Source organism: Methylobacterium sp. ARG-1, from assembly GCF_001262595.1.
Lineage (GTDB): Bacteria > Pseudomonadota > Alphaproteobacteria > Rhizobiales > Beijerinckiaceae > Methylobacterium > Methylobacterium brachiatum.
In genome coordinates this window covers 34,204-61,048 of the sequence record NZ_LHCD01000036.1, presented here as the reverse complement: position 1 = coordinate 61,048, position 26,845 = coordinate 34,204, and the positions used below count along the sequence as shown (strand labels likewise).

Annotated in this window: 21 protein-coding genes and 1 pseudogene; 16 read left to right on the top strand and 6 right to left on the bottom strand. The window is 69.8% G+C overall.

The genetic code is table 11. The features are described 5' to 3' along the window. The first annotated feature begins 497 nt into the window (after positions 1–497). The 7 genes from AKJ13_RS24895 to AKJ13_RS24865 all read left to right on the top strand — a co-directional run bounded on the left by AKJ13_RS24895 (position 498) and on the right by AKJ13_RS24865 (position 11,317). Positions 498–731, top strand: coding sequence for a hypothetical protein (locus tag AKJ13_RS24895; protein WP_003602908.1), 234 nt, complete (start codon positions 498–500; stop codon positions 729–731). A gap of 1,107 nt (positions 732–1,838) precedes the next feature. Beyond that, complete coding sequence (locus tag AKJ13_RS24890) at positions 1,839–5,126, top strand: PAS domain-containing protein (RefSeq protein WP_003602906.1); 3,288 nt, start codon at positions 1,839–1,841, stop codon at positions 5,124–5,126. 148 nt (positions 5,127–5,274) lie between these two features. Beyond that, positions 5,275–5,694, top strand: coding sequence for a hypothetical protein (locus tag AKJ13_RS32865; protein WP_003602905.1), 420 nt, complete (start codon positions 5,275–5,277; stop codon positions 5,692–5,694). 80 nt (positions 5,695–5,774) lie between these two features. Continuing rightward, a complete protein-coding gene (locus tag AKJ13_RS24880) occupies positions 5,775–6,170 on the top strand; it encodes a FixH family protein (protein WP_003602904.1) in 396 nt (131 codons plus the stop codon). Continuing rightward, positions 6,167–7,651 carry an efflux RND transporter periplasmic adaptor subunit gene (locus AKJ13_RS24875; protein ID WP_003602903.1) on the top strand — a complete coding sequence of 495 codons (1,485 nt, stop codon included), beginning with the start codon at positions 6,167–6,169 and terminating at the stop codon, positions 7,649–7,651. Before AKJ13_RS24880 ends, AKJ13_RS24875 begins: the two co-directional genes overlap by 4 nt. Continuing rightward, positions 7,648–10,821, top strand: coding sequence for a CusA/CzcA family heavy metal efflux RND transporter (locus tag AKJ13_RS24870; RefSeq protein WP_003602902.1), 3,174 nt, complete (start codon positions 7,648–7,650; stop codon positions 10,819–10,821). Before AKJ13_RS24875 ends, AKJ13_RS24870 begins: the two co-directional genes overlap by 4 nt. 19 nt (positions 10,822–10,840) lie before the next feature. Further along, positions 10,841–11,317, top strand: coding sequence for a DUF411 domain-containing protein (locus AKJ13_RS24865; RefSeq protein ID WP_026105495.1), 477 nt, complete (start codon positions 10,841–10,843; stop codon positions 11,315–11,317). Between the two features lie 13 nt (positions 11,318–11,330). On the opposite strand, the gene AKJ13_RS24860 is transcribed toward AKJ13_RS24865, so the two are convergent. Next, positions 11,331–12,071, bottom strand: a complete 741-nt coding sequence (locus tag AKJ13_RS24860) for an NYN domain-containing protein (RefSeq protein ID WP_003602898.1) — start codon at positions 12,069–12,071, stop codon at positions 11,331–11,333. Between the two features lie 272 nt (positions 12,072–12,343). Here AKJ13_RS24860 and AKJ13_RS24855 point away from each other — a divergent pair, with 272 nt between their 5' ends. Then, entirely contained in the window at positions 12,344–12,532 is a 189-nt protein-coding gene (locus AKJ13_RS24855) for a hypothetical protein (protein WP_231343946.1), read from the top strand. An 18-nt stretch (positions 12,533–12,550) separates the two neighbouring features. On the opposite strand, the gene AKJ13_RS24850 is transcribed toward AKJ13_RS24855, so the two are convergent. Beyond that, positions 12,551–12,952, bottom strand: coding sequence for a helix-turn-helix domain-containing protein (locus AKJ13_RS24850; protein ID WP_003602894.1), 402 nt, complete (start codon positions 12,950–12,952; stop codon positions 12,551–12,553). Positions 12,953–13,052: 100 nt separating this feature from the next. On the opposite strand from AKJ13_RS24850, the gene AKJ13_RS24845 reads away from it, so the two are divergent. From AKJ13_RS24845 to AKJ13_RS24830, 4 genes are all read left to right on the top strand, one after another. After that, on the top strand, positions 13,053–15,248 hold the full coding sequence (locus AKJ13_RS24845) for a heavy metal translocating P-type ATPase (protein ID WP_012455882.1): 2,196 nt from the start codon (positions 13,053–13,055) through the stop codon (positions 15,246–15,248). After that, positions 15,248–15,760, top strand: coding sequence for a signal peptidase II (gene lspA, locus AKJ13_RS24840; RefSeq protein WP_012455883.1), 513 nt, complete (start codon positions 15,248–15,250; stop codon positions 15,758–15,760). The genes AKJ13_RS24845 and lspA overlap by 1 nt, the downstream gene beginning before the upstream one ends. An 88-nt stretch (positions 15,761–15,848) precedes the next feature. Beyond that, entirely contained in the window at positions 15,849–16,916 is a 1,068-nt protein-coding gene (locus AKJ13_RS24835; RefSeq protein ID WP_017484336.1) for a murein L,D-transpeptidase family protein, read from the top strand. A gap of 36 nt (positions 16,917–16,952) precedes the next feature. Beyond that, positions 16,953–17,675 (top strand): cytochrome c biogenesis protein CcdA, encoded by a 723-nt coding sequence (locus tag AKJ13_RS24830; RefSeq protein ID WP_003596964.1) that lies wholly within the window; start codon positions 16,953–16,955, stop codon positions 17,673–17,675. Positions 17,676–17,802: 127 nt separating this feature from the next. Here the strand turns inward: AKJ13_RS24830 and AKJ13_RS24825 are convergent, their stop codons facing one another. Continuing rightward, entirely contained in the window at positions 17,803–18,126 is a 324-nt protein-coding gene (locus AKJ13_RS24825) for a YnfA family protein (protein WP_003596966.1), read from the bottom strand. Between the two features lie 90 nt (positions 18,127–18,216). Next, positions 18,217–18,429, bottom strand: coding sequence for an efflux RND transporter permease subunit (locus tag AKJ13_RS24820; RefSeq protein WP_158022301.1), 213 nt, complete (start codon positions 18,427–18,429; stop codon positions 18,217–18,219). A gap of 35 nt (positions 18,430–18,464) precedes the next feature. Between AKJ13_RS24820 and AKJ13_RS24815 the strand changes: the two genes are divergently transcribed. Next, positions 18,465–18,647, top strand: a complete 183-nt coding sequence (locus AKJ13_RS24815) for a hypothetical protein (RefSeq protein WP_017484334.1) — start codon at positions 18,465–18,467, stop codon at positions 18,645–18,647. Here the strand turns inward: AKJ13_RS24815 and AKJ13_RS31615 are convergent. Further along, positions 18,572–19,135 (bottom strand): annotated as a pseudogene (locus AKJ13_RS31615) (efflux RND transporter permease subunit); the annotation flags it as partial. The gene AKJ13_RS24815 and the pseudogene AKJ13_RS31615 sit on opposite strands and share 76 nt — an antisense overlap. Before the next feature lie 12 nt (positions 19,136–19,147). Continuing rightward, positions 19,148–20,512, bottom strand: a complete 1,365-nt coding sequence (locus AKJ13_RS24810) for an efflux RND transporter periplasmic adaptor subunit (RefSeq protein WP_003596971.1) — start codon at positions 20,510–20,512, stop codon at positions 19,148–19,150. An 867-nt stretch (positions 20,513–21,379) separates the two neighbouring features. Between AKJ13_RS24810 and AKJ13_RS24800 the strand changes: the two genes are divergently transcribed. From AKJ13_RS24800 to AKJ13_RS24790, 3 genes are all read left to right on the top strand, one after another. Beyond that, on the top strand, positions 21,380–21,850 hold the full coding sequence (locus AKJ13_RS24800; RefSeq protein WP_050735735.1) for a hypothetical protein: 471 nt from the start codon (positions 21,380–21,382) through the stop codon (positions 21,848–21,850). Positions 21,851–21,935: 85 nt separating this feature from the next. Beyond that, positions 21,936–23,675, top strand: a complete 1,740-nt coding sequence (locus AKJ13_RS24795; RefSeq protein WP_012455885.1) for an efflux RND transporter periplasmic adaptor subunit — start codon at positions 21,936–21,938, stop codon at positions 23,673–23,675. 12 nt (positions 23,676–23,687) lie between these two features. Then, the gene (locus tag AKJ13_RS24790) at positions 23,688–26,837 is read left to right on the top strand and encodes an efflux RND transporter permease subunit (protein WP_003596977.1); all 3,150 of its coding nucleotides are present in this window, start codon (positions 23,688–23,690) and stop codon (positions 26,835–26,837) included. Positions 26,838–26,845 lie beyond the last annotated feature (8 nt).

Sequence of the window (26,845 nt, the reverse complement as noted above, 5' to 3'; positions counted from 1 at the left end):
AGTCGCAAGATTATCCCGGGCAACCTAACAGGGCGCCGCCGCTTGCGGCAATGGCACAGGCTCCAAGCCATTGTGCCGCAGTCCCGACGACCGCGCCCCGATGCTTTGCGGGTGGCGGACCAGCATCCCAGGCGCCGTTGCCGGGGGTCCCTCTGGACGACGGCCTCGGCGAGGTTCGGCGCACGCTGGCGGCCACCAGCACCGCGAGCTCGATCACGCGCACGGCGTCGAGGACCGACATCAACACGACCGCACGGTGGTGCGCGAGTGTCACCGCCACGGCGACGCCCGCAAGCGCGCCATCGTGGAGGAGCACGGCCACCGTGTAGCGGAACGTCGACCCGGGGCCGGGACGGCGGCATCGGCGGGCGGCCCAGTCCCACGCTCCTCGAAAGGTCGGCGAACCCAGCGTGACGGTTGCCTGAACGGCGGTTTCAGAACGCATTCAACGGCGGCGGCGCAACCTGCCGTTATACGAATCCCCGGAGGATACAGCGATGCGGCGACACCTTGCAGGCTTGATGGCCGCGGCCATCGTCATCGCGCCGGCCGCGGCCTCGGCCCAATATTACGAGCGCGGCTATGGCGAACGGCGGCCGCACGATCATGTCGAGGTCTACCGTCACGGCGACCATGACGACGTCGTAGTCCGGCACCATCACACGCGCCGCGACGAATACGAGCCGCGCCGGTTCGAGCGGCACCATCACCACCACGACTTCGACGACTGAGGTCGCAGGCCGGAATTGGGGGCGGCGCATGGGGAGTAACGTGCGCGGGAGGCTTCGCGGGCGCGTACCCGATGCCCGCGGCCAGGCGCGAAAACCCGCGAGTTCGGGTAGCATCCGCATGTCCGCACCGCCTGCTTGGACGGGCCGCCCGGAGAACTCCTATCTCCTGCCGGGCATTTCGTGCCTGTACCCGTGCGCATGCCAGTCGTTGTCCGCGTGCGCGGGCTTGCCGTCGGGCACCTTCTCCCCCGCCGGAGCGCGAGCCGTTGCGGTGGGTTGGTCCGCCGGACACGGCTCCGGTGTTCAGGACCGTTCGCTTGAAGTTCGGGACGTTGCCATGCACGTCCAAGATGAAGGCAGGATCCTCGGCGGCCTCCTGCATCCCGGGGGAGAGCAGCCGCGACCGTCCGCTTCAACTGTCCGCCATCCGGCGGCAACCGCATCGGTCAATTCGAACAACGAGGTAACCACGCCGTTAGTGGCTGGATCGCTGGGTCCGCGACGAGATGTGTCCGCGACCGGACACCCGGCCGAGGAAGGTGGACATCGGCCGGCAATTCGCCCTCCGGGCCGGTCGCCAGGGCGACGCGCACTTACGAGTGTAGCGCGCGCCAACTCGGTGGTTCTCCAGCACGCGTCGGGGGGCGGCCAGGCGCACTGTCGCCAGCACCTGGTCGCCGCCCGTATGCGGCATCCCGAAAGGGAGCTTCGAAGCTGCGGAGTTCGAGCCTGACCTGAGTGGCCTGCCGCGTTCCGAGACGGGGCCGCCATAGGTCGGGGACGGACGGCGCAAGCTCCGTCGGAACGCCGGGTGGGACAAAACGGGAGACATCCCGACCAGCCAAACGTGTTAAGCCGCTGCCATGCCCGCCAAGCGCTCGCGTCATACCTCCCTGGTCGTGCCCGTCGCCGGATGGTCGAAAAGCCAAGCCACCCAAAGTAAGCACACCTCGGCCAGCGAGTTCACCCGCGCTTCGATGCGCGTGAAAGCCCGGCACGAGGCTCACACGGTAGGTCAGGTCCCGTGGTCGACACGGTCTCCGCTAGCGCAAGGGCAAGCCTGATCCGATGACCCAGGCTCCGGGCTTCCTGGCAGGAGGGGGCAACATGGGCGCGCGGATGCGCGCCCACGATTGGGCGTCGACGTTCCTCGGGCCGGCGGACCGGTGGCCGCAAGCCTTCGTGACGCTGTTGCGAGTGATGCTCAGCTCGCGCCAGCCGATGTTCCTGTGCTGGGGTCCCGAGCGTACGCTCGTCTACAACGACGCCTACGCCCCCATGCTCGGCGCCCGGCATCCCGATGCCCTCGGTCGCCCGTTCTTCGATGTCTGGCCCGAGGTCCGCATCGAGGTCGGGGTCCTGATGGATCGGGTGTATGCCGGCGACCCGGTGCACATGGACGACCTCCAGCTCACCTTGCACAGGAACGGCTACCCCGAGGAAACGCACTTCTCGTTCTCCTACACGCCCGTCCCGGACGACAGAAACACGGTCGCGGGGCTGTTCTGTGCCTGTACCGAGATCACCAAGCAGGTCCTGGCCGAGCGCCGCCTGTCGGCCGAGCGCGAGCGCTTCGCCAGCCTCTTCGAGCAGACCCCGACGTTCATGACCGTGCTGCGCGGCAGGGAGCATCGGTTCGAACTGGCCAATCCCCGCTACCTGAAGCTCGTCGGCCACCGGGACGTCGTAGGCAGGACGGTCGCGGAAGCCCTGCCCGACGCGGTCGAGCAAGGGTTCCTGGAAATTCTCGACCAGGTCTACGACAGCGGCGTGCCGCAGACGTTCCATGGCATCCGCTACGCCGTGCAGGCGGTGCCGGGCGGCCCGCATGACGAGCGCTTCGTCGACGTCGTCTACCAACCGATCCGGGATGTCGACGGTACGGTCGGGGGTATCTTCATCGAGGGCGCGGACGTCACCGACCGTGCGCGGGCGGAGACGCGGCGCGAGGCGCTGGTGCGGATCACCGACCGGTTCAATGAGCTCACGAGGGCGGACGACATCGCTTTCGCGGCCTCGCAGGTCCTCGGCGAGACGTTGGCGGTCAGCCGTGTGGGATACGGCACCATCGACCCCGACGCCGAGACGCTCCACGTCGAGCGCGACTGGAACGCACCGGGCGTCGAGACCCTCGCCGGCGTCGTGCCGCTGCGGACCTACGGGTCGTTCATCGACAGCCTGAAGCGCGGCGAGTTCGTCAGCATCGCGGACGTCGAGCGCGACGATAGGACGGCGGGCGCGGCGGAGGCCTCGAAGGGGCGCGGCGCGCACGCCTTCGTCAACGTGCCGGTGCTCGAACAGGGTCGGCTCGTGGCCGCCCTCTTCGTCAACCATGCCGAGGTGCGGGACTGGGCGCCGGACGACCTGGCCTTCATCCGGGAAGTCGCGGGCAGGACCCGCATCGCGGTTGAGCGGAGCCGTGTCGAGACGGCCTTGCGCGACCTCAACGCCGACCTCGAACGGCAGGTCGCCGAACGGTCACGCGAGTTGAGCCGGACTTGGCAGGTCTCCACGGACCTCCTGGGCATCGCCGACGACGCCGGATTCTTCGTCCGGACCAACCCGGCCTGGAAGTCGCTGCTGGGCTGGAGCGATGCGGAGGCCGCACGCATCCCCTTCGTCGAGCTGGTCCACCCCGACGACGTCAGGGCCACCCACGCCGCGCTGGATCGGCTACGGGCCGGGGAGGCGGTCCTCCGCTTCGAGAACCGCTGCCGCACCACCGCCGGTGGGTACCGCTGGCTAGCCTGGGTCGCGGTCCCCGAGGGCGGGCAATTCTACTGCAGCGCGCGGGACGTGACGGAGGAGAGGGAGCATGCCGCGACCCTCGCCGAGCGTACCGCCGAGCGCGACCGGCTCTGGAACCTGTCCGAGGACATGCTGGCCCGCGCCAACTACCAGGGGACGATGTCGGCGGTGAGTCCTGCCTGGACCCAGGTGCTAGGCTGGTCCGAGGCCGAGCTCCTGTCGCGGCCCTACGCGACCTTCATGCATCCCGACGACACGGACCAGACGCTTGCGGCCCTCGTCCGGATGGGCGACACGAAGCGGCCAACCCGGTTCGAGAACCGCATCGCCGCGAGCGACGGGTCGTGGAAGTCCATCGAATGGACCGTGGCGCCCGAGCCGGACGGGCTGCACTTCATCGCCGTCGGTCGCGACCTGAGCGTGGCGAAGGCGCGCGAGGCGGAACTCGCGGCGGCTCAGGAAGCCCTGAGGCAATCGCAGAAGATGGAGGCGGTCGGACAGTTGACCGGCGGCTTGGCGCACGACTTCAACAACCTGCTCGCCGGCATCTCCGGCTCGCTGGAACTGATGCAGACCCGGATGCAACAGGGACGGCTCAGCGATGTCGACCGCTACATGGCGGCCGCGCAGGGCGCCTCGAAGCGCGCGGCCGCCCTGACCCACCGCCTGCTCGCCTTCTCGCGCCGCCAGACCCTGGCCCCCAAGCCCACCGACGTGAACCGCCTCGTCTCCGGCATGCAGGAATTGATCCAGCGTACGGTCGGCCCGGCCATTCCCGTGGAGGTCGTCGGCGCATCCGGGCTGTGGCCTGCGCTGGTGGACCCACCGCAGCTTGAGAACGCGCTGCTCAACCTGTGCATCAACGCGCGTGACGCGATGCCGGACGGCGGGCGCATCACGGTCGAGACCGCCAACAAATGGCTCGACGAGCGGGCCGCACGCCAGCATGACATGCCCGAGGGGCAGTACCTCTCCCTCTGCGTCACCGACACCGGTACCGGCATGCCGCCGGACGTCGTCGCGCGGGTGTTCGAGCCGTTCTTCACCACCAAGCCGCTGGGCGAGGGCACTGGACTCGGCCTCTCGATGATCTACGGCTTCGCCCAGCAGTCCGGCGGGCAGGTGCGTATCTACTCGGAAGTCGGCAGGGGCACGACCGTGTGCGTCTACCTTCCGCGCCACTACGGCGAGATCGCCGAGGACACGGGTGACGAAGTCGCGACGACGCTACCCCGCTCCGAGCAGGGCGAGACCGTCCTCGTCGTGGACGACGAGCCGACGGTCCGCATGCTGGTCAACGACATCCTGGAGGATCTCGGCTACACCGCCATCGAGGCCGCCGACAGCGCCGCGGGCCTCAAGGTGCTGCAGTCGGACGTCCGTATCGACCTTCTGGTGACGGACGTGGGGCTGCCAGGCGGCATGAACGGCCGGCAGATGGCCGATGCCGGCCGCGTCACCCGTCCCGACCTCAAGGTGCTGTTCATCACCGGATACGCCGAGAATTCCATTCTCGGGAACGGCCATCTCGCACCGGGCATGGCGGTCCTGACCAAGCCCTTCGCCGTCGACACGATGTCTGCCCGCATCCGCTCCATGATCGAGGCGTCGGATGCAGGGCCGCTCGGGCGACGCCTGGTTCCCTAGGGCCTGACCCGGGACGACCGTAAGTCAGGCTGCCATCCTGGGCTTGACCTTCCCACCGTGGAAAGCCTTATCCAGGCCACCTGCAGGTCGCTGCGCGCGGGAAACCGGGAGGCTTCATGCGCGCCCTGAAAACTGGCATCCTCGATTCGTGACGTTTTGGCTCGCCCTTCGGCGGCTGCTCCCGCTCATGGCGGTTGTCAGCCTCGCCCTGACGCCGGTGACCGCTTCCGCGGCCGCCGTGGGCATGCGCGCCTCCATGACGGCGCAGGCGCAAGGGTCCCGCGAGGCCATGCCCGGCATGGGCCATGAAGCGATGGGAGGGACCGACATGGCCGGCATGGCCATGGACGACATGCGCTGCTGCCCGCCCGAGAAGCCACTGAACCCGGACTGCGCCAAGGCGGGTTGCCCCCTAAAGGCGCTCTGTAACGCCGGCGTCGCCTCGCTCCTGCCGACCGCGGTCCCCATCCCGAGGCCGGGGGCGACGTGCGCCGCGCCGGCTTGGCCCGAAGCGGCCTCGTTCGCCAGCGTGCACGGCCCCCCGCCGCCAGAGCCTCCCAGAGCCTGACCCGATGCCGCCGGCGCCTGCGCCGGCACGGTGACGCGCGTCCGCGCGTGGCCATCCATCGCATTCAGGAGACGACAAACGTGACCCGGAAATCCTTCTCGCGCGCCCTCTGGGCTGCGCTGTTCGCTGCCGCCCTGACGGGGCCAGCCGTCGCCGACATCAAGGACTACGCGTTCGAGCTCGTGCAGCGTGAGGCGAAGGTCGGCGAGGCCGTCCTGTCCGTCCGCCTCGTCGACAGGCGCACCGGCAAGCCGGTGACCGACGCCGTGATCTTCGCCAAGCGCATCGACATGGCCCCCGACAGCATGGAGGAGATGGTCTCGAAGATCGAGCAGGTCCCCTCGACCGAGCCGGGCGTCTACCGCTTCAGGGCGAAGCTCTCGATGGCGGGAGGCTGGCGCCTGTCGCTCGGGGCCAAGGTCCAGGGCGAGACGGGCACAGTCGAGAACAAGCTCGTCTTCCAGGCCGTCAAATGAGCCGGGCGGGCTGGACGGCCGGTGCCCTCGCCGCGCTGGTGGCAGGGAGCGCCGGCTACGTCGCCGGGCACGGTGGCAATCCCGTGCCGGCGCTCGTCGAGCGCGCGCGGAGCCGGCTCGCCCACCGCCCCCCCGGCGAGCCGGCTCCGGTCACCCCGTCCCCCGCGAAGGCGACCGGGCCGGTCGTCTACTATCGGGACCCGGACGGGAAGCCGGCCTACTCGCTCGCGCCGATGCTGACCGCCGACGGGCGCGTCTTCCGGGCCGTGCGTGCCAGCGAGGACGTGCGATTCGATGACCCGGAGGACGGCGAGGCCATGCCCGCCGACAGGGCCGCGAACGGCATTTCGGGGCAGGGTGCGGCGACGTCCGACGCCCGGCAAGTGCTGTACTACCGCAACCCGATGGGCTTGGCCGACACCTCGCCTGTGCCGAAGAAGGATTCGATGGGGATGGACTACATCCCCGTCTACGCGGGCGAGGACGAGGGCGGCGTCGTGAAGGTGGCGCCGGGCAAGGTCCAGCGCACGGGCGTGCGGACCGAGCTCGCGGAGCGCCGCGTCCTGTCTCTGCCGGTGCGGGCGCCGGGCAGCGTCGAGGAGGACGAGCGCCGCATCTCCGTCATCGCCATGCGCACGGACGCCTTCATCGAGAAGGTCGAGCCGGTCACCACCGGCGACCACGTCCACAAGGGGCAGCCGCTGCTGCGCCTGTTCGCGCCCGAGATCAATGCGGTCGCGGCCCAGTACCTGACCTCCATCGGCTACGAGGGGGGCCGCCGGCGGCTGGAGAACCTTGCCATCCCGCCGGAGGTCATCGACGAGATCGAGCGCACCCATAAGGTACCACCCTCCATCACCTGGTCCTCGCCCCGGGACGGCGTCGTGGTCGAGCGCAACGTCTCGGACGGGATGAAGGCCAAGTCCGGTGACGTCCTGTTCCGCATCGTCGACCACACGCGCGTCTGGGTGCTGGCCGACGTGACCGAGCGCGACCTCGCCGGGGTGGCGGAGGGACAGAGGGCGACGGTGCGGGTGCGGGCCTTCCCGGACCGGACCTTCACCGGGACGGTGACCCGGATCTACCCCCACCTCAACATGGAGACCCGGACCGCCCGCCTGCGCGTCGAGCTGCCGAACCCCGACGGCGCCCTGCGCCCGTCGATGTACGCGGACGTCGAGATCGCGACAGGCGACGCCAAGCCAGTGGTGGCGGTGCCCGACGACGCGGTCATCGACACCGGCGAGCGCCAGGTCGTGCTGCTCGACCACGGCGAGGGGCGCTTCGAGCCGAAGCCGGTGACGGTCGGCCTCCGCGGCCGGGGCTACGTCGAGATCCGCGAGGGGGTCACGGCCGGTGACCGCGTGGTTACCGCGGCGAACTTCCTGATTGACGCCGAGAGCAACCTGAAGGCGGCGCTGCAGGGCATGACCGCGCCCAAGGATGACCAGCAGGCGGCGAGCGCGGGAGGCACGCCGTGATCGCCCGCCTGATCGGCTGGTCGGCCCGCAACCTCGTCCTGGTGCTGATCGGGACCGTGTTCGCGGTGGCGACCGGCGTCCTGGCGCTCAAGACCCTGCCGCTCGACGCCATCCCCGACCTCTCGGACGTGCAGGCCATCGTCTACACCGAATACCCCGGGCAAAGTCCGACGACCGTCGAGGACGTCGTCACCTTCCCCCTCACGACCGCCATGCTGACGGTTCCGAAGGCGAAGGTGGTGCGCGGCTTCTCGTTCTTCGGGGTGTCCTTCGTCTACGTCATCTTCGAGGACGGCACCGACCCGTACTGGGCGCGCTCGCGCGTGCTGGAGTTCCTCAACGGTGCGGCGAGCCGCCTGCCGGTCGGCGTGACGCCGACCCTCGGACCCGACGCGACCGGTGTGGGCTGGGTCTACCAGTACGTCGTCGTCGCGAAGGAACGGACGCTCGCCGAGCTTCGGTCGCTGCAGGATTGGGTCATCCGGTTCGGGGCCTCGCGCGCGGAGGGCGTGGCCGAGGTCGCGGGCGTCGGCGGGTTCGTGAAGCAGTACAACGTCGTCGTGGACCCGAACCGGCTGCGCGCGCAGGGCATCAGCCTCAACAAGCTCCGGGACGCCATCCGGTCGAGCAACGCCGACGTCGGCGGGCGCACGGTCGAGCTGTCCGAGTTCGAGTTCATGGTGCGCGGGCGCGGTTACCTGAAGAGCGTCGCCGATATCGAGAACATCGTGCTCAAGACCGTGGGCGGCACGCCGCTGCGGCTCCGGGACGTCGCCCGGGTCGAGCTCGGGCCGGACGAGCGCCGCGGCATCACCGAGATGAACGGCGAGGGCGAGGTCGCCGGCGGCATCGTCCTGCAGCGCTTCGGCGCCAACGCACTCAACGTCATCGAGGGCGTCAAGGCGAAGCTCGCAGAGGTCGCGAAAAGCCTGCCGGCCGGCACCGAGATCCTGCCGGTCTACGACCGCTCGCAGCTCATCGACGCGGCCATCGACACCCTGCGCCACACGCTGGTCGAGGAGAGCATCGTCGTCTCTCTCGTCTGCATCGTGTTCCTGCTGCACGTGCGCAGCGCGCTCGTGGCCATCCTGATGCTGCCGGTCGGCATCCTGATGGCCTTCGCCGGCATGAGGGCGCTCGGAATCGGCGCCAACATCATGAGCCTGGGCGGCATCGCCATCGCGGTCGGCACCATGGTCGACGCCGCCATCGTGATGATCGAGAACGCCCACAAGCACCTGGAGCGGGCGCCCCCGGGCAAGCCGCGGGTCGAGGTCCTCGTCGAGGCCGCTGCGGAGGTCGGGCCGTCCCTGTTCTTCTCGCTCCTCGTCATCACGATGAGCTTCCTGCCGATCTTCACCCTGGAGAGCCAGGAGGGACGGCTGTTCGGGCCGCTCGCCTTCACCAAGACCTTCGCCATGGCGGCGGCGGCGCTCCTCTCGGTCACGCTGGTGCCGGCCCTGATGGTGCTGTTCGTGCGCGGGCGCATCGTCCCGGAGCACCGCAACCCGCTGAACCGGCTCCTCATCTGGCTGTACCTGCCTCTCATCGCCGGCGTTCTGCGAGCCCGACTCCTCACCATCCTGCTCGCCGTCGGCGTACTGGCCGCGACCGCTTGGCCGGCCCGGCAACTCGGATCCGAGTTCATGCCGGAGCTCGACGAAGGCACGCTGCTCTACATGCCGACGACCCTGCCGGGCATCTCGGTGACCAAGGCCGGCGAGCTCCTCGCCACCCAGGACCGCATCATCAAGAGCTTCCCCGAGGTGGCCTCGGTCTACGGCAAGGCTGGGCGCGCCAACACGGCCACCGACCCCGCGCCGATGGAGATGTTCGAGACGGTCATCGCCTTGAAGCCGAAGGCGGAGTGGCGCCCGGGCGTGACGCTCGCGAGCCTCAAGGCGGAGATGGACGCGGCCCTGCAGTTCCCGGGTGTGTCGAATGCCTGGACGCAGCCGATCCGCGCGCGCATCGACATGCTCTCGACGGGCATCCGCACCCCGGTGGGCGTGAAGGTGCTGGGCACCAACCTCAGGGCGATGGAGGGGGTCGCCCGCCAGGTGGAGACGGTGGTGCGGGCCGTGCCGGGCACGTCGAGCGCCTATGCCGAGCGGGTCATCGGGGGCTACTTCCTCGACATCACGCCGGACCGCGAAGCGCTCGGGCGCTACGGCCTGATGGTCGGGGACGTGCAGGACGTCGTCGCGACGGCCCTGGGTGGGCAGTCCGTGACGAACACGGTCGAGGGCCGCGAGCGCTACACCGTCAATGTGCGCTACCCGCGCGCCTTCCGCTCGGACCCAAGGGCCATCGCGACAGAGGTCCAGGTGCCGCTGCCGACCGGCGGCACGGTGCCGCTCGGTGAGGTGGCGAAGGTCGAGCTCACCCGAGGGCCGACCTCGATCCGCACCGAGAACGGGCATCTCGCGGTCTACCTCTTCGTCGACATCGCCGGGCGAGACCTCGGCGGCTACGTCGCCGAGGCGCGCAAGGCGGTGGCAGACGCGGTGCGGCTTCCCCAGGGCACGACCCTGCAGTGGAGCGGACAGTACGAGTACCTGGAGCGTGCGGAGGCGCGCCTCGCGGTCGTGGTGCCGCTGACGCTGCTGATCGTGTTCCTGCTGCTCTACCTGAACTTCCGGCGCCTGACCGAGACACTCATCGTGATGCTGTCGCTGCCTTTTGCCCTGGTCGGCGGGGTGTGGCTGCTCTGGTGGATGGGCTTCAACCTGTCGGTCGCTGTGGCGGTCGGCTTCATCGCCCTGGCTGGCGTCGCTGCCGAGACCGGGGTGATCATGCTGGTCTACCTCGACCACGCCCTCGACGAGGTCCGCGCCCAGTGCGAGCGCGAGGGACGCCCGCTCGCGCGCCCGGACCTGCGCCGGGCCATCATGGTCGGCGCGGTCGAGCGGGTCCGGCCCAAGATGATGACGGTCGTCGCCATCATGGCGGGCCTGCTGCCCATCCTCTGGAGTACCGGTTCAGGCTCCGAGGTCATGCAGCGCATCGCGGTGCCGATGATCGGCGGGATGGTCTCCTCGACCGTGCTGACCCTGGTGGTCATCCCGGCGGTCTACGCCCTGGTGAAGGGGCGGGGCCTGCCCCCGGCCGGCGCGGTCCGCGAGGGGACGGATGGTGAGGCGATGCGGCTGCCGCAGGCGGCCGAGTGAGAGCGAACGGTAGATGACGATGAGGAGCGATGCGATGCCATCCAGACGTACCGTGCTCGTGGGTTTGGCGGTGGGGCTGATGCTTGGACGGGGCGCCTTGGCGGAGGGGCCGCCGATGGTCGCGGTGACCAAGGACCCGAGCTGCGGCTGCTGCGAGAGATGGGTCACCCACCTGCGCGAGGCCGGCTTCACCGTCACCGTGACCGAGGGCCCGGTGAACCCGCTCAAGATCCGCCTGGGGGTGCCTCGCGAGCTTGCCTCCTGCCACACCGCCCAGGTCGGCGGCTACGTGATCGAGGGGCACGTCCCGGCCGGGGCGATCAAGCGGCTCCTCGCGGAGCGACCCGAGGGAATGGGTCTGGCCGTGCCAGGCATGCCGGTCGGTTCGCCCGGCATGGAGGTCGAGGACATGCAGCCTGATACCTACGACGTCGTCCTGTTTGGGAAGGACGGTCGGTCGACGTTCGCGCGGTACCGCGGCGGGGAACTAACCTGAGGCCACGGCGGATTCAGCGCTCGGGCATCGCCGCCGCCGGCGCGGCCGCCTTCGCCCCCGACTTGGGCGCGGGCTTCGGACGCTGGTCCCACATCACGTAGCCGGCCGGCGGGTCGTACTCGTGCGGGCGCATGACGGAGGCCTGCCCCTCCGCGGTGACGAGCCCCGGGAACAGCGCCCTCTCGATATGCTCCCGGTTAAGCGCGATCTTGTGCGGGGTGTGCGACAGGATGTGCTGCGAGTGGGTCCGGCCCGGGGGGCTGACGCTGACGAGCTTCTTGCCGGGAAAGCGCTTGGCGAACAGCTTGGCTGTCGCCGCCTGGTCCGTATCGGCGGTCAGGAGATATGCAGTATCCATGACGTCCTGTACTGCGTCGTCATAGACGCTAAGCGCGAGATTGATGTCCGTCGCCTTCTCGGTCGGCTTCTGCCAAGTGGAGCCACAGTCCCGGCACTTGGCGTCTTCATGGCTGAAGTGGCCGAGGACGGTCTCAACGCCGACCAGTTTGAGGGCGCGGACCAGGCGCTCGTGGCGGATTTTCTTGCTGTGATCGCCCGGGTAATAGGCCGTGCAGAACACGACGCGAACGAGCTCCTCCGACTGGCGCGAGATGATCGACTCCCCCAGCTTCCAGAAGTTGCACCACTTCAGAAAGGGCTCTCCTAAATCATTGACGGAATGATACAAATTGAAGCCATCGATGTAGAGTGCAGCCCGGATCCTGGATTTTCCCGCTTGACTATCCAGCTCCATGCACTCATATCCGATCCGTCAACGCTGAACGGTGCGCCGTCAGCAACCCATGGGTTCCGGCCCGTGTGAAGCCCACAGGTTCCAACCTGTGGGCTTCTTGGTTTCCGAGGCTGTTCTATCCTGAGTTCGCCTCGCGTAGTACTGTCTTTTTGTCTCTCGCGAGTTGACCGCGCCGGCCCTTCGGGCTTTGGCCGCCGGCATGTTATCCCCGGGCCTCTTAAGGTCGCGGTGGCAAGCCTGCGATGCTCGTCGGGCGGAACGGGGCGGTTCGCGTGGAACGCCATTCCTGGGGCCAGAGGAACGCGGGCCGCCGCCGTCGCATCAGGCCGCACGTCCGGACCGCCGCGCGCCGAGCCTTCGTCGCGATCACGGTCGCTGTCCTCGCCGTCGCGTGCTGCGGGTTCGCGGCCAAGGGGCTGTTCGAGAGCCGAGTGCTGATGATGCCCTACGTCGCTCGCTGACCCCCGCGCCCAGATCGCTCACGCGGGTTCACCCAACGGCGATAGCGCCTCGATGATGCGGCAGTCGGAGACCGACCCGCAGCCGCACTGGCCGATGACCTCGCGGAGTTCCGAGGCGAGCCGGGTCAGGTCGGCCAGCTTGCGCTCCACGTGGGCGAGATGGGCGCGGGCGATGGTGTCGACCTCGCCGCAGGAGCGATCCCGGTCGTCCGCCAAGGCGAGCAGGTCCCGGATCTGCTCCACGGTGAAGCCGAGGGCGCGACCGCGGCGGATGAAGCTCAGCCGGCGCAGGTGTTCGGGCCCGTAGAGCCGGTAGTTGCCGCTCGACCGCGCCGGCGGGGGCAGCAACCCGACCTTCTCGTACCACCGGACCGTTTCGACACGGGTCTGCGTGGCCTCCGCGAGGCTGCCGATGGTCATGGAAGAAGCGCTCCGCACGGCCTTGACCCTGTAGTGACTACAGGGTGCATGTAGGGGGCCTTCCCAGTCCGGACCAGGAGCCCGGCGAACGGAGCGCACCATGAGCCAGGCCGCCGGCGCGGACCGCACATCCTTCCCCACGAACGGTCCGCAGGCCCTGCGCTACAGGGTCAAGGGCATGGACTGCCCGACCTGCGCCGGGAAGATCGAGACCGCCGTCTCCCGGCTGCCGGGCGTCGCGGACGTGCGCGTGAACTACGGCAGCCAAGTCCTCGACCTCGCGCTCGATGAGGCTGCGACGCCGAGGACCGAATTGGAGGGGCGTATCGAGCGCCTGGGCTACGGCGTCGCGCTGCTCCCCACGGCCGCGGACTTAGCCATGGCCCAAGCCTCGGGCGGCGCCCCGCCCGCCGGGACCGCGGAGGAGCCTGAGCCGCCGCTCTGGCGGAGCCGGAAGGCGCGGCTGGGCATCCTGATCGGCGCCCTGTTCGCCGCCGGCTTCCTGGTCGAGCGGATCGCGCCGGGCCTGGCGGGCGAGTACGCCTACTGGCCAGGGGCGCTCGTCGGGCTCGCCTATTACGGCCGCCGCGCGGCCGTGGCGGCGTTGGCCGGCACGCCCTTCTCCATCGAGATGCTGATGTCGGTCGCCACCGCGGGGGCGCTCGCCATCCACGCCGCCGAGGAGGCCGCCATCGTCGTGCTGCTCTTCACGGTCGGCGAGATGCTGGAGGTCGTGGCGGCGGGCCGGGCGCGTGCCGGCATCAAGGCGCTCGCCGCCCTGGTGCCGAAGACCGCCCGCCTCGTCGACGAGGCCAATGGCACCATCCGCGAGGTGGCCGCTGCGTCGCTGGCCATCGGGCAAGTCGTGGTCGTGAGGCCGGGCGACCGTGTGCCTGCCGACGGGGTGATCACCGACGGCGCGTCGAGCCTGGACGAGTCCCCCATCACTGGCGAATCGGTCCCGAAGCCCAAGGAGGTCGGCGACCCGGTCTACGCCGGCAGCGTCAACGCCGATGGCGCGCTCCAGGTCCGGGTCACAAAGACGGCGGCCGACAACACAGTCGCCCGCATCCTGCACCTCGTCGAGGAGGCGCAGGCGTCGAAGTCGCCCACGGCGCGCTTCATCGACCGGTTCAGCGCGGTCTACACGCCCATCGCGTTCGCGTTCGCGGCCGCCGTTGCGGTCGTGCCGCCGCTGCTCGGCGCCGATTGGGGCACCTGGATCTACCGGGGCCTGGCGCTCCTCCTCATCGCCTGCCCCTGCGCGCTGGTGCTCTCGACCCCCGCGGCCATCGCCTCCGGACTGGCCGCCGGTGCGCGACGCGGGCTGCTCGTCAAGGGCGGCGCCGCACTGGAGGTCATCGGGCGGGTGCACACGGTCGCGTTCGACAAGACCGGGACGCTGACCGCCGGACGGCCGCGGGTCTCGGACATCCTGGTCTTCGCCCCGGACGCGTCGGAGCGCTCGCTTCTCGGGTTGGCTGCCGCGGTCGAGAGCGGAAGCGGCCACCCCATCGCCCGGGCCATCCTCGACCGGGCGAGCGCGGACGGGGTGCCGCTGCGCCCGACGCGGGACGCCCGCGCCATCCCCGGCAAGGCGGTGTCGGCCACGGTGATGGGTCAGACGGTGCTCGTCGCCTCCCCACGCCACGCCGCCGAGAGCGCGCGGCTCGGCCCCGAGGCCGAGCGCGCGGTCGCGGACCTGGAAGCCGGCGGCAAGACGGTGGTCATCGTCGTCCGCGGCGCCGAGGCCTTGGGCGCCATCTCGGTCCGGGACGAGCCCCGCGCCGACGCGGCGGCCGGCATCTCGGCCCTGCGGAAGCTCGGCGTCCGCAGCGTGATGCTGACCGGCGACAACCGGCGCACGGGCGAGGCGGTCGCGTCCGAACTCGGGCTCGACGTGAAGGCCGAGCTCCTGCCCCAGGACAAGCTCGCCGAGATCGCGGCCCTGAAGGCGGCGGCTCCGGTGGCGATGGTCGGCGACGGCATTAACGACGCGCCGGCGCTCGCCGCCGCCAGCGTCGGCATCGCGATGGGCGGCGGCACCGACGCGGCCCTGGAAACGGCGGACGCGGCGGTGCTGAACGACCGGGTGGGCGACGTGGCGGCGCTGGTCTCCCTCTCTCGGGCGACCCTGGGCAATATCCGCCAGAACGTCGCGATCGCCCTCGGCCTGAAGGCCGTGTTCCTAATGACGACCGTCGCAGGCATCACCGGCCTCTGGCCGGCCATCCTGGCCGACACCGGCGCGACCGTCCTGGTGACGGCCAACGCGCTCCGTCTCCTGAGGGCCTGATGATCTCCCTGTCAGGGTGGGCCGGCCGGGCGGCGACCGTGGCCGGGGTGGCGGGGGCCGCCGCGGCCATAGACCTCGTCGCCAAGGCGGTGGCCGAGGCGTGGCTGGAGGAAGGCGCCGTCAGGGGCGCACTGCCCTTCGTCGACCTGAGCCTGTCATTCAACTACGGCATCAGCTTCAGCCTGTTCCCGGCGCACGACCCGTCCTCCCTGGCACTGCTCCTCGCCATCCAGGGCACGCTCACCTGCCTCGTGGCCGGCTGGGCCCTGGCCGCGGGCGGCGGGCTCGAACGCCTCGGGCTCGCCGCGATAGCGGGCGGGGCCGCCGGCAACTTCGTCGACCGGCTCATGGACGGCGTCGTCACGGACTACCTCGACCTGCACACCGGCGGCATCCGCTGGTTCACCTTCAATTTGGCGGACGTCTGGATCTCGACAGGCGTGGTGCTGCTGCTCCTCGACGGACTTCCCCTGCGGCGGAGGCATCGCAGCGCCGGGGATCCGATCCCGTAAGCGGCCCGCTTCCGCCGAACCGCAGCCACGGCAACCTGTCATCAACCCTTCGAGCCCAGGCTCGGAGGCCGACCTCGGCGAGGCCGACATGCTGAAGACGACAACGCTCGGTCTGGCCCTCCTCCTGGCGCTGTCCGCCTGCCAGGACGGCCAGTACGCGGCCTCGACGCGCCACCTCGCGCCGATCCCGCCGGCGACCCTGGCCCTGATGTCGGCCAAGGGTGTCTCGCCGGCGGATCCGATCCTGATGCGGGCCTACAAGAAGGAGTCCGAGATCGAGCTCTGGAAGCGCGGCACGGACGGCAAGTACGCCCTCCTGAAGACCTACGCGATGTGCCGCTGGTCGGGTCAGCTGGGGCCCAAGACCCGGGAGGGGGACCGGCAGGCGCCGGAGGGCTTCTACGCGGTGACGCCCGCGTCCATGAACCCGAATTCGAGCCTCTATCTCTCGTTCAATCTCGGGTACCCGAACGAGTACGACCGCTCCCTGGGACGCACCGGTGCGCACCTGATGGTGCACGGCTCGTGCTCGTCGCGGGGCTGCTTCGCGATGACGGACGAGGTGATCTCGGAACTCTATGCCGTGGTGCGGGAGGCCTTCGCGGGCGGCCAGCGCGCCGTCCAGTTCCAGTCCTACCCGTTCCGCATGACGCCGGAGAACTTGGCCCGGCATCGCCAGGACCCGAACATCGCGTTCTGGAGGAACCTCAAGGAGGGGTCCGACCGGTTCGAGGTCACGGGGGCCGAGCAGGGCGTCGGCGTCGCCGATGGCCGATACGTGTTCGATGCCGGCGACGAGGCCACCGCTGGCGCGGTCGCGCGGAGGCAGGCGGATGACGAGCGGCAGGTCGCCGCCCTCGTGGCGAGCGGGACGCCCGCCGTCCGGCTGGTGTACGAGGACGGCGGCCAGCACCGGTCGTTCCGAGAGACCATGGTCGCGGCCGGAGGCGGTCTCGGCGAGGTGAGCCGCCCCGAGGCTCTGGCCGCAGGGCCGCGTGAGGTCGCCGTGCCGGCCGCGGGCCCGGTTGCTCTCGCCGGCAAGCGGGAGCCGGTCCGGGGTGCGGCGGCGCTCAAGCCGGCGGGGCCCGGCGGGACCGAGGCGGAGCGCCAACGCCTTCTCAAGATCTTCGCCGCGGCCGGGGCCGGTCAGGAGTGACGATCCTGCGTCCATCATTCCGCCGGGGCTGAACCGATGGCCATCGACGCCTCAAGCGTGGGCTTCCTGGCGGCCTTCGCGGCCGGCGCCGTGTCGTTCCTATCGCCCTGCGTGCTGCCCCTCGTTCCGGGCTACGTGTCGTACGTCGCGGGGCAGTCGGCCGCCGGCGAGCGCGACAGCCTGCGCACGCTCGGCCTGAGCCTTTGCTTCGTGCTCGGGTTCACGACCGTCTTCGTCGCGTTCGGCGCGGGGGCGAGCGCGCTCGGCTTCGCCCTGCTCGCCCATCGCGAGGCGCTGAACCTCGCCTCGGGCTTGCTGGTGATCCTGTTCGGCCTGTTCACGGCCGGTCTGCTGCGGCCCGCCTGGCTGCAGCGTGAGCTGCGCTGGCACGGCGATCCGCCGGGTCAGGGGCCCGTCGCCGCCTATCTCCTCGGAACGGCCTTCGCCTTCGGATGGACCCCATGCATCGGTCCCGTCCTCGGTGCCATCCTGGCAGTCACGGCCTCCTCGGCCGCGGGCAAGGGCGTCGCCCTGCTCACCGTCTACTCGCTCGGGCTTGGCGTGCCGTTCGTGGCGGCGGCCCTTTTCCTGTCAGGCTTCGTCGCGCGCCTTCGGACCCTACGCTGGTTCGGTCGTGCGCTTCAGCTCGTCGGCGGGGGCGTGATGGTGGCGATGGGGCTGCTGATGGTGACCGACCGCATGAGCGCCGTGGCTTCCCTCCTCGTGGAGGCCTTCCCCGTGCTTGGGCGGATCGGTTGAGGCATGGTCCTCCGCAGGCGTGCTGTTGAGCATGCGACTGCAGGCTGCCACGAGCGTGAGCCGACCCTTGTTGAAGAACAAGATTCGGCACTATCCTGGGTAAGCCGCGCGCATCGCCGCGAGGGCCTCAGGGGCGTGGGCCGAACAGGATCACCGTCATGCCGACGAGGCAGATCGCACCGCCCGTAACGTCCCATCGGTCCGGACGGTAGCCTTCCGCACCCCATAGCCAGAGGATGGCCGCCACGATGTAGATGCCTCCGTAGGCCGCATAAGCCCTGCCTGCCGCCTCGCTCTCGACTAAGGTAAGCAGGTAGGCGAAGAGCGCAAGCGATGCCATGCCGGGGAGCAACCAGAGGGGTGATCTGTCCAGGCGCAGCCAGGCCCAGAACGCGAAGCATCCAACGATTTCGGCGAGGGCCGCGCCCGCATAGGCGAGGAAGGTCGTCATTTCTGAGTGGTCTCGTTGCTCTTGAAGTCTGTCAAGCTTGCAATGCGAGGTCCGCGATCCTGATAGGACTGCCGCTGGTTCGCGTGGTGCTCACGGATACTGTTCGGCGACCTGCCGGAACAGAGCGGCGCCACCGTCGTCCTCGTCATGGCTGACCGGCGCCGTGGCGCGGGCGCCGCCGAAGCGCGCATAGAGGGCCGGAAGTACGACCAGGGTCAGCATGGTGGCGCTGATCAAGCCGCGGATGAACACGGTCGCGAGCGGCTTCTGGACCTCCGTGCCGGTCCCCGCCGCCAGCGTCACCGGGACGAACCCGAGCGAGGGCAACAAGCGCGGTCATGGCGTCCTTCAGGATGGCGATCAGCGCCGGCACGAAGGTCAGCGACAGGACGAAGGCGGCAACGAGCGCGATGATGACGGTCGGCGCCATCGGCTCGAACATCTTGCCCTCGACCCTGGCCACGCCCGGCACGGTCTTGATCTGCGGCCGGACGATCCATTCCTGGAAGGTCCGCAGGTAGGCGGCCTTCTCCAGCTCCGTCCTCAGCCCCAGTCCCTCAGGTGTCAGGTATCTGTCGTCCGATTGCCAGCCCGGTTCGCCTAAACACGACGCCTTCCACGCGTCGGGCGCCGTGTAGCGCACGGTCCACATGAATATCTCGTCGAGGCCGGTCATGATCGGCCCCATATGAGGCTGGAATTCGGACGGCCGCCCCTCGCGCGCCTCGCCTAGGCGCTCCACCAACTGGCGGCGGGCGAAGTAGACCTTGACCTCGTCGGCGAAGACCGCCGTGACCTGGGAGAAGTCGTTACGCGAACGCAAACGGATGTATTCCGAACCCTTGATGCCGGCGAGCGTGGTCTCGACCGGTCAGGTCACCTGCTTCTCGATATCGAAGGGCGAGAGCGTGGGCGCGACGGTGTTGAACAGCACCTGGTTGCTGTTGATATCGGGCACGAAGTCGAGCCAGCCCTGTCGAACGGGGAAGGCGAGGATACGGGAGATCAGGTCCGGTCGCCCTCAGTCGTCGCCCGCTTCGGATTTGCGGAGCTCGGCCTTGAGGATGAAGGAGTTGGCAACCGCGATGGTGGCGCCCGACTTCAGTCCGGAGACGACCTCGTAGGAATCGTCGTCCGAGCGTCCGAGCTCGACCTCCCGCTTCTCGAAGCCCTCCTCAGTGCGCACGAAAACGACGCGCTCGCCCCCGACCGTCTGCAGGGCGGCCTTCGGGACGTGCACCTCGACCGCGTCGTTCGCGATCTCCACCCCGGCAGTGACGAAGGCGCCGGGGCGCCATGCAAGGTCAGGGTTCGGCAGGGCGACGATGACCCGCGCCGAGCGGGTGTCCGGGTTCAAGAACGGGCTGACGAAGACGACCTTGCCGTCGGCATGGCGGCCGCCGGCCTCATGGGCATGGGTGACAGCTACGGGTGCGCCCTCCCGAACCATGGCGAGCTCGTGTGTCGGCACCGACAGCTCGATCCATACGGTCGAGAGGTCGGCGACGGTGTAGATGTCGGCGGGGTCGCCCTTGCCGCCGACCGTCGTCCCGACCTCGACCTTGCGCTCGACGACCCGGCCGGCGAGCGACGAGCGGAGCTCGTACCGGCGCAGGGTGGATTGGTTCAGGGTGGCACCTTCTCGTTTCTGTGCGGCTGCGACATCGGTCGCGCTCAGCCCGAGGGCGGACAGCTTCTGGCTGGCGAGGTCGACGCGCAAGGTGGCTTCCGTGTAGGTTGCCCTGGTCCGCAGGTAGACCTGCTCCGACGAGATGCGCTTGTCCCAGAGCGCCTGCTGCCGGTCGAAGTTGGTCTTCTCCAGCTCGGCGCGTACCGAGGCGATGAGGTACTCGCTCTTGGCGTCGGCGACGTCACGGCTTTCGAGGACGGCGACGATCTCGTCCTTGGCAACCCGGTCGCCGAGGCGCTTGCGCATCTCCGTGACGGTACCCACGACCCGGGCCGGGACGCGCGCGATCCGGTCGGTGTCGGGGGTGATGGCGCCGGGTACCAGGAGGTGCCGGGCGAGCGTGCCGCCCTCGACTTTCACGACCGAGATGTTGAGCGCCGCCACCTCCTCGGGTCCCATCCGGATTGCGCCCTTCTCGGGGTGCTCCTCGCCCGGCTCGTACCCGTGCTTCCCGATCTCGTGGCCGTTCGTGGCCTTGGGGGTTCCCGGCTTCTTGACGTCGTCATCTCCGTCGGGCGGCGTCCCAGCCTTCGAGGGTTCGTGGTTGGCGGTGATGGGTGGCACGGTGATGGTGAACAGGTCTTTCGGCAGCCCGGCGGCGGCCAGATTGTCCCTGACGAAGCGGGCGACGGCGGGGACGGCTGCGCCTATGGCGATGCCGGTGGCCAGGAGGACCGCGAACAGGAGGAGGCGCATGGGGGCCGCTCGACAAGGACGCCGGACGGCCTGCTTGGGCGGTCACGGTCGTTCCCGTTGGATCAGGTGATGGACGAACCGGCGCCGAGATGTGGGCCGGGCGAACGCGCTCTTGGGAGCGCGGCGTCACCTTACGCGCGGGGCGGTCTCGCCAGTCGGTCGGGAGTGACGGAGGTCGGAACCTCGGCCACCCAGGAAAAGCCCAGGCCGGCGAACTCCGTCGACGGCGTGACGTGGGAGGAGACTTGGAGAGGGGCCACCTGATGGCAGCCACAAAGGAGGCGGCAGGCCAAACCCGGATTGCCGGCCTCGGTGGGCATGGGCGTGACTAGCGTCCCCACACCGATTGCGTTTTGGTAGCGGCCGCCATGATCAGCAAGATCGTCGCCGGAGCCCGCAACGGTCGAAACGATGAACATGGCCAGGGCAAGCAAGAGCGCGCGGGCACCGAATGCGCACCACTCCTGCAACACGGCACAACGCCTATGCCAACCGCCGACACCCATCGAGGTTCTTATGCGCGATTTTGGTTTGTTCGCACAAGAACAACCATCACGCCCCGACCCTCCCAAATCGGGAAGCCCCACTACCCGCGGCACGTCATCAAAGAAAGCGCGTCCTGTTCCGTTACAAGATCGGATGCGGCGGCTGCACCAAGCCCATCACCTGCACCATCCAAGCCATCGAGCCGTGCGCTCAAGTCGGGATCAATTTGCGGGCCGATCTCGTGTCCGTGGCCGCGGATCCGGCTGAGCCGCTGCTCGCGGCAGCTTGAAATGCCGCAGCGGCAACCAAACCTTCATCCCCCCATTTTCGTTTCACATGCGGACATGGTCCCGCCACCGAAATCGGTGTAAGCCAGACCTCATGAGCCTCGACCGGCAAATCATGCGCCTGACGGCGGTGGTGATCCTCGCGATCATCGCCTACGTCGCGCCGTCTGCCGTCCAAGCCCACGACGGCCATGCCCACCACGGTCGTCATCAATCAACGACTCAGGCGAACGCAGCGCCTCCCGTCGCGACGAGGCCGATTACCCTCCCGTCCCGCATCGTCGGTGGCCCTGCCGAAACCCGGCTTGCGCTCGACGGACAATCCCCGGCAGCCGAGCCGCTGTCTTCGCTGCAGGCTGACGATGCCGGTGGGAGATGCTGCCCTGTCGGCTGCAGGGGCTCATGCTGCGGGACGATGGTATGCTGCCCGTCCGGCGTCGTCGCCGGCGCCGCGTCGCTTTCCAGGCCCCTGTCTGGGAACGTCGTGCTGATCCCGCACGACGTCGATGCCCGTTCAGGCGTCGACCCCGAGGCCCTGCCCGAGCCCCTACGAACCCTCGCGTGAAGTAGGGCGCGCCTGAGGCGCGCGACGCCCGGAATGCGCCCGCTATCGGCGCCGTCCGGACTTCCCGACGCGAGGATTCCTATTCATGTCGACCCGTTTTGCCGCCGCCTATGGCGTGGTGGCGCTGCTTGCTGCCGTCCTAACGGGGCCTGCGCTTGCCCACGAGGGCCACGACCACGGCGCCGTGCCGCCGCCCCTCTCGAAGACCATCGCGCCGCGCGGCGAGGCGCTTTCGGACGCCTTCGAACTCGTCGCCGTCCCGCGCGACGGCACCCTGACGCTGTTCCTCGACCGCTTCCGGACGAACGAGCCGGTGCCCGGCGCGACCATCGAGGTCGAGACGCCGGACGGTCCCAGGGTCGCGACCGCCACGACCGACGGCGGCTACGCGCTGCCGGTCCCGTGGCTGTCGAAGCCCGGCCGGCACGAGCTCCTCGCGACCGTCACGGCCGGGGACGCGGTCGATGTGCTGACCGTGGCGGTCACAGTGCCCGACCCGAAGGTCGCCGCGGCCGCGGCGCCTGCCAAGCCGGCCCCGGCTCAGGCTGCCCTGGCGCGCGTCTCCGAGGTCGCCCACGGCATCAGGGAACGGCTGATGGCCAAGGACCCGGCCCTGGTGGCCGCGGTCGCCGTCGCCTTCCTGCTCGGCGTGCTCGTGACGGCGCTCGCACGCGGGCGCCGTGGCGCGCCGGCGGTGGCGCTGGTCGCCATCGGCATCACCCTCGTCCTCGGCACCGCCGCCTTCGCGCACGGCGACGAGGACCACGGCTCAACCGTTGAGGGCGCCGCCCTGATCGAGCCGCGCCAGACGACGCCGGCCTCGTCGGACCTCGCGCAGCGCCTGCCCGACGGCTCCGTCTTCGTGCCGAAGCCGACGCAACGGCTGCTGGTCCTGCGCACCATCATGACCGAGCAGGGCAGCTTCCACCGCTCGGTCGAGTTGCCGGGCCGCATCATCCCGGACCCGAACGCCAGCGGCGTCGTCCAGTCCTCGGTCGGCGGACGGATCTCGCCACCGCCGTCCGGCGTCTTCCCTCGCCTCGGCACGAAGGTTCGCAAGGGCGACGTGCTCGCCACGGTGACGCCGCCGGTCCAGGCCGTCGACGTCTCCGACATGCGCCAGCGCCAGGGCGAACTCGACCAGCAGATCGCCATCGTCGAGCGCCGGGTCGAGCGCTACCGGAAGCTCGCCACGACCGGCGCCGTCGCCACGACCCAGCTCGACGACGCGGTCGCGGAGCTCAATGGCCTGCACGACCGCCGCGCGGCCCTCGACAAGATCCGCCAGCAGCCCGAGGCCCTGGTCTCGCCCGTCGACGGCGTGGTGGCGCAGGCGACCGCAGTGGCCGGGCAGATGGCGGCGCCCGGCGCCATGGTCTTCCAGATCGTCGATCCAAACCGCCTCTGGGTCGAGGCCCTCAGCTTCGACGCTCTGACCGCGGCGCAGAACGCTACGGCCCGTCTCGCCGACGGACGGACCCTGAAGCTCGCCTACCAGGGCACGGGGCTCGCCGACCGCAACCAGGCCATACCGGTCCAGTTCGCGGTCCAGGGCGACGCCTCCGGCCTGCGGGTCGGCCAGTTCGTCACGGTGCTGGCCGGGACCGACACCGAGCAGGCCGGCCTGGCGCTGCCGCGCTCTGCCGTGGTGCGCACCGGCAACGGGCAGGACGTCGTCTACGAGCACACCACCGCCGAGCGCTTCGAGGCGCGGCCCGTTCGGGTCGAGCCGCTCGACGGCGGCCGGGTGCTCGTGGCCGAGGGGATCGGGTCCGGTAAGCGGGTCGTGACCCAGGGCGCCGAACTCCTCGACCAGGTTCGCTGAGGAGGCCGCCCGATGTTCACCTTCCTCGTCAGCCAGTCGGTCCGCAACCGCCTGCTCGTCCTCGCGCTCGCCGCGGTGCTGGTACTGTACGGCGCCTTCACCGCGACCAAGCTGCCGGTCGACGTCTTTCCCGACCTCAACAGACCCACCGTCACGGTCATGACGGAGGCGGAAGGGTACGCCCCCCAGGAGGTCGAGCAACTCGTCACTTATCCCATCGAGACCCGGATGAACGGTCTCCCCGGCGTGACCCGCGTGCGCTCGGTCTCGGGCGTGGGCCTGTCCATCACCTACGTCGAGTTCGACTGGGGGACCGACATCTATCGGAACCGGCAGCAGGTCGCGGAGCGCCTGTCCCTCGTCCAGGACCAGCTGCCCCGCGGCGTCACCCCTGTGATGGGCCCTGTCTCCTCGATCATGGGCCAGATCCTGCTGGTGGCGGTCACCAGCGAGACCGCGACCCCCATGCAGGTGCGCGAGGTCGCCGACTTCACCATCCGGCCGCGCCTGCTGACCATTCCGGGCGTGGCGCAGGTCATCCCCATCGGCGGCGAGGTGCGCCAGTTCCGGGTCAGCCCCAACCCAGCGGCGATGCGCGCGCTCGGGGTGACCAATGCCCAGCTGGAGACGGCGCTGGCGCAGTTCGGCACCAACGCCGGCGGCGGCTTCACCGATCAGAACGCCCGCGAGTACCTGATCCGGAGCATCGGCCGGACCATGAGCCTCGACGACCTGCGCAACCTCGTGGTCGCGACGGTCGCCGACACGCCTGTATACCTGCGCCAGGTCGGGGAGGTGTCCTTTGCCGCGAAGGTGAAGCGGGGCGACGCCGGCTACATGGCCAAGCCAGCGGTCATCGTCTCGGTCGAGAAACAACCCGACGTCGACACCGTGCGGCTGACCCGCAGCATCGAGACCGCACTGAAGGAACTCAACCCGAACCTGCCCGGCGGCATCAAGGCCGACCAAGTGCTGTTCCGGCAGGCAGACTTCATCGAGACCTCGATCCGCAACGTCGAGCGCGTCCTCGTCGAGGCCGTGCTGGTCGTGGCGGTGGTGCTGTTCGCCTTCCTGCTGAACGTGCGCACCACGGCGATCTCGCTGCTCGCCATCCCGGTCTCGGTGCTGACGACCGCGGTGGTGTTCCACCTGTTCGGGCTGTCCATCAACACGATGACGCTCGGGGGCCTGGCCATCGCCATCGGCGAGCTCGTCGACGACGCGGTGGTCGATGTCGAGAACATCTACCGGCGGCTCGGCGAGAACCGAAAGGCCGGCAACCCGAAGAGCGTGTTCCAGGTGGTGGTGGAGGCCTCGAACGAGGTGCGCTCCGGCATCGTCTACGCGACGCTGATCATCATCCTGGTGTTCGTGCCGCTCTTCGCCCTCTCGGGCATCGAGGGCCGGCTCTTCGCACCCCTGGGGCAGGCCTACATCATCTCCATCCTGGCGAGCCTGCTCACCTCCATCACCCTGACGCCGGTGCTGGCGTCGCTGCTGCTCCCGGGGCTCAGGAACCTTGAGGAGCACGACAGCCGCTTCCTCAAGCTGCTCAAGCGGGGCAACGCCGCCCTGCTGCGGGTCGCCTTCCGGCACAAGGGCTGGCTCGTCGGAAGCGTCGCCGTGGCGGTCGCCGCCGCGGGCGTCGCCGCCTGGAACCTGCCCCGGGCCTTCCTGCCTCCGTTCAACGAGGGCTCGTTCACGGTCAGCATGACCTTCAACCCGGGCATCTCGCTCGCCGAGAGCAACCGGGTCGGGCTGATCGCCGAGAAGCTGCTCCTGGACATCCCGGGCGTGAAGGCGGTGGGCCGCCGGACCGGTCGGGCCGAACTCGACGAGCACGCCGAGGGCGTCCACTCCTCCGAGATCGACGTGGCGCTCGACGAAGGTACGAAGCGTCCGAAGGAGGCGCTGGTCGCCGACATCCGCGGGCGCCTCGCCGCCCTTCCGGTGGCGGTCAACGTCGGCCAGCCGATCTCGCACAGGCTCGACCACATGCTCTCGGGCGTGCGGGCCGAGATCGCGCTCAAGGTGTTCGGCGACGACCTCGACGCCCTGCGGCGGGTCGCGAACTCCCTGCGCGACCGCATGGCCTCGATCCCGGGTCTCGCGGACCTGCAAGTCGAGCGGCAGGTGCGCATCCCGCAGCTTGAGGTGCGCGTCGACTACACCCGGGCGGCCCTTTACGGCGTCCAGCCCGCGGCCGTCGTCGAGCAGATCAGCCGCCTCTCCAACGGTCGGGTGGTCTCGACGGTCGTCGACGGCGTGCGCCGCTTCGACGTGGTATTGCGCCTCGCCGAGAACCGCCGGACGACGACGGGGCTGGGCGACCTCCTCCTGGAGACGCCCTCGGGCTGGGTGCCGGCGCGCCAGGTCGCCGACATCCGCGAGACCGACGGGCCGAACCAGATCCTGCGCGAGAACGCCCGGCGCCGCATCGTGGTGCAGGCCAACACCACGGCCGGCACCGACATGGCGACCGTCGTGGCCGCCATCCGCGAGGCGGTGGCGAAGGAGCCGATGCCGCCCGGCTTCTTCACCAGCCTGGAAGGCACTTTCCAGGCGCAGGAGGAGGCGAGCCGGACCATCGCGGCGCTCTCGGCGCTCTCTCTGGCCCTGGTCTTCGCCATCCTGTTCAGCCGCTACCGCTCGGCCGCCCTGGCGCTCATCATCATGGGCAACGTGCCGCTCGCCCTGATCGGCTCGGTGGCCGCGCTCTGGCTGGTGGGGCAGCCGCTCTCGGTGGCGTCGATGATCGGCTTCATCACGCTGACCGGCATCGCCGCCCGCAACGGCATCCTGAAGATCAGCCACTACCTGAACCTGTCACTGCACGAGGGTATGCCGTTCGGGCCCGACCTCGTGGTGCGCGGCAGCCTGGAGCGGCTGACCCCGGTGCTGATGACGGCGCTCTCGGCGGGCGTGGCGCTGGTGCCGCTGCTCTACGACGCCGCGAGCCCGGGCAAGGAGATCCTGCACCCGGTGGCGGTGACGATCTTCGGCGGCCTCGTCAGCGCGACGCTGCTCGACACCTTCCTGACCCCCGTCCTGTTCCTGCGCTTCGGCCGCAAGCCGCTGGAGCGGCTGCACGCCCTGCACGCCGAGGCGCCGGCCGACCCGTCCCCGGACGGCGCGCGACCGCGCCCGGCCGAGGCCTACTGACCCCCGAG

Excerpts from the sequence above, each read along its gene's own strand:
- AKJ13_RS24850 (WP_003602894.1), bottom strand. The coding sequence starts at position 12,952 with ATGACCATCGGCAGCCTCGCGGAGGCCACGCAGACCCGTGTCGAAACG.
- AKJ13_RS24875 (WP_003602903.1), top strand. The coding sequence starts at position 6,167 with ATGAGCCGGGCGGGCTGGACGGCCGGTGCCCTCGCCGCGCTGGTGGCA.
- AKJ13_RS24835 (WP_017484336.1), top strand. The coding sequence starts at position 15,849 with ATGCTGAAGACGACAACGCTCGGTCTGGCCCTCCTCCTGGCGCTGTCC.
- AKJ13_RS24800 (WP_050735735.1), top strand. The coding sequence starts at position 21,380 with ATGAGCCTCGACCGGCAAATCATGCGCCTGACGGCGGTGGTGATCCTC.
- AKJ13_RS24890 (WP_003602906.1), top strand. The coding sequence starts at position 1,839 with ATGGGCGCGCGGATGCGCGCCCACGATTGGGCGTCGACGTTCCTCGGG.
- AKJ13_RS24860 (WP_003602898.1), bottom strand. The coding sequence starts at position 12,071 with ATGGAGCTGGATAGTCAAGCGGGAAAATCCAGGATCCGGGCTGCACTC.
- AKJ13_RS24810 (WP_003596971.1), bottom strand. The coding sequence starts at position 20,512 with ATGCGCCTCCTCCTGTTCGCGGTCCTCCTGGCCACCGGCATCGCCATA.
- AKJ13_RS24825 (WP_003596966.1), bottom strand. The coding sequence starts at position 18,126 with ATGACGACCTTCCTCGCCTATGCGGGCGCGGCCCTCGCCGAAATCGTT.
- AKJ13_RS24895 (WP_003602908.1), top strand. The coding sequence starts at position 498 with ATGCGGCGACACCTTGCAGGCTTGATGGCCGCGGCCATCGTCATCGCG.
- AKJ13_RS24830 (WP_003596964.1), top strand. The coding sequence starts at position 16,953 with ATGGCCATCGACGCCTCAAGCGTGGGCTTCCTGGCGGCCTTCGCGGCC.
- AKJ13_RS24845 (WP_012455882.1), top strand. The coding sequence starts at position 13,053 with ATGAGCCAGGCCGCCGGCGCGGACCGCACATCCTTCCCCACGAACGGT.
- AKJ13_RS24790 (WP_003596977.1), top strand. The coding sequence starts at position 23,688 with ATGTTCACCTTCCTCGTCAGCCAGTCGGTCCGCAACCGCCTGCTCGTC.
- AKJ13_RS24815 (WP_017484334.1), top strand. The coding sequence starts at position 18,465 with ATGGCGTCCTTCAGGATGGCGATCAGCGCCGGCACGAAGGTCAGCGAC.
- AKJ13_RS24795 (WP_012455885.1), top strand. The coding sequence starts at position 21,936 with ATGTCGACCCGTTTTGCCGCCGCCTATGGCGTGGTGGCGCTGCTTGCT.
- lspA (WP_012455883.1), top strand. The coding sequence starts at position 15,248 with ATGATCTCCCTGTCAGGGTGGGCCGGCCGGGCGGCGACCGTGGCCGGG.
- AKJ13_RS24865 (WP_026105495.1), top strand. The coding sequence starts at position 10,841 with ATGAGGAGCGATGCGATGCCATCCAGACGTACCGTGCTCGTGGGTTTG.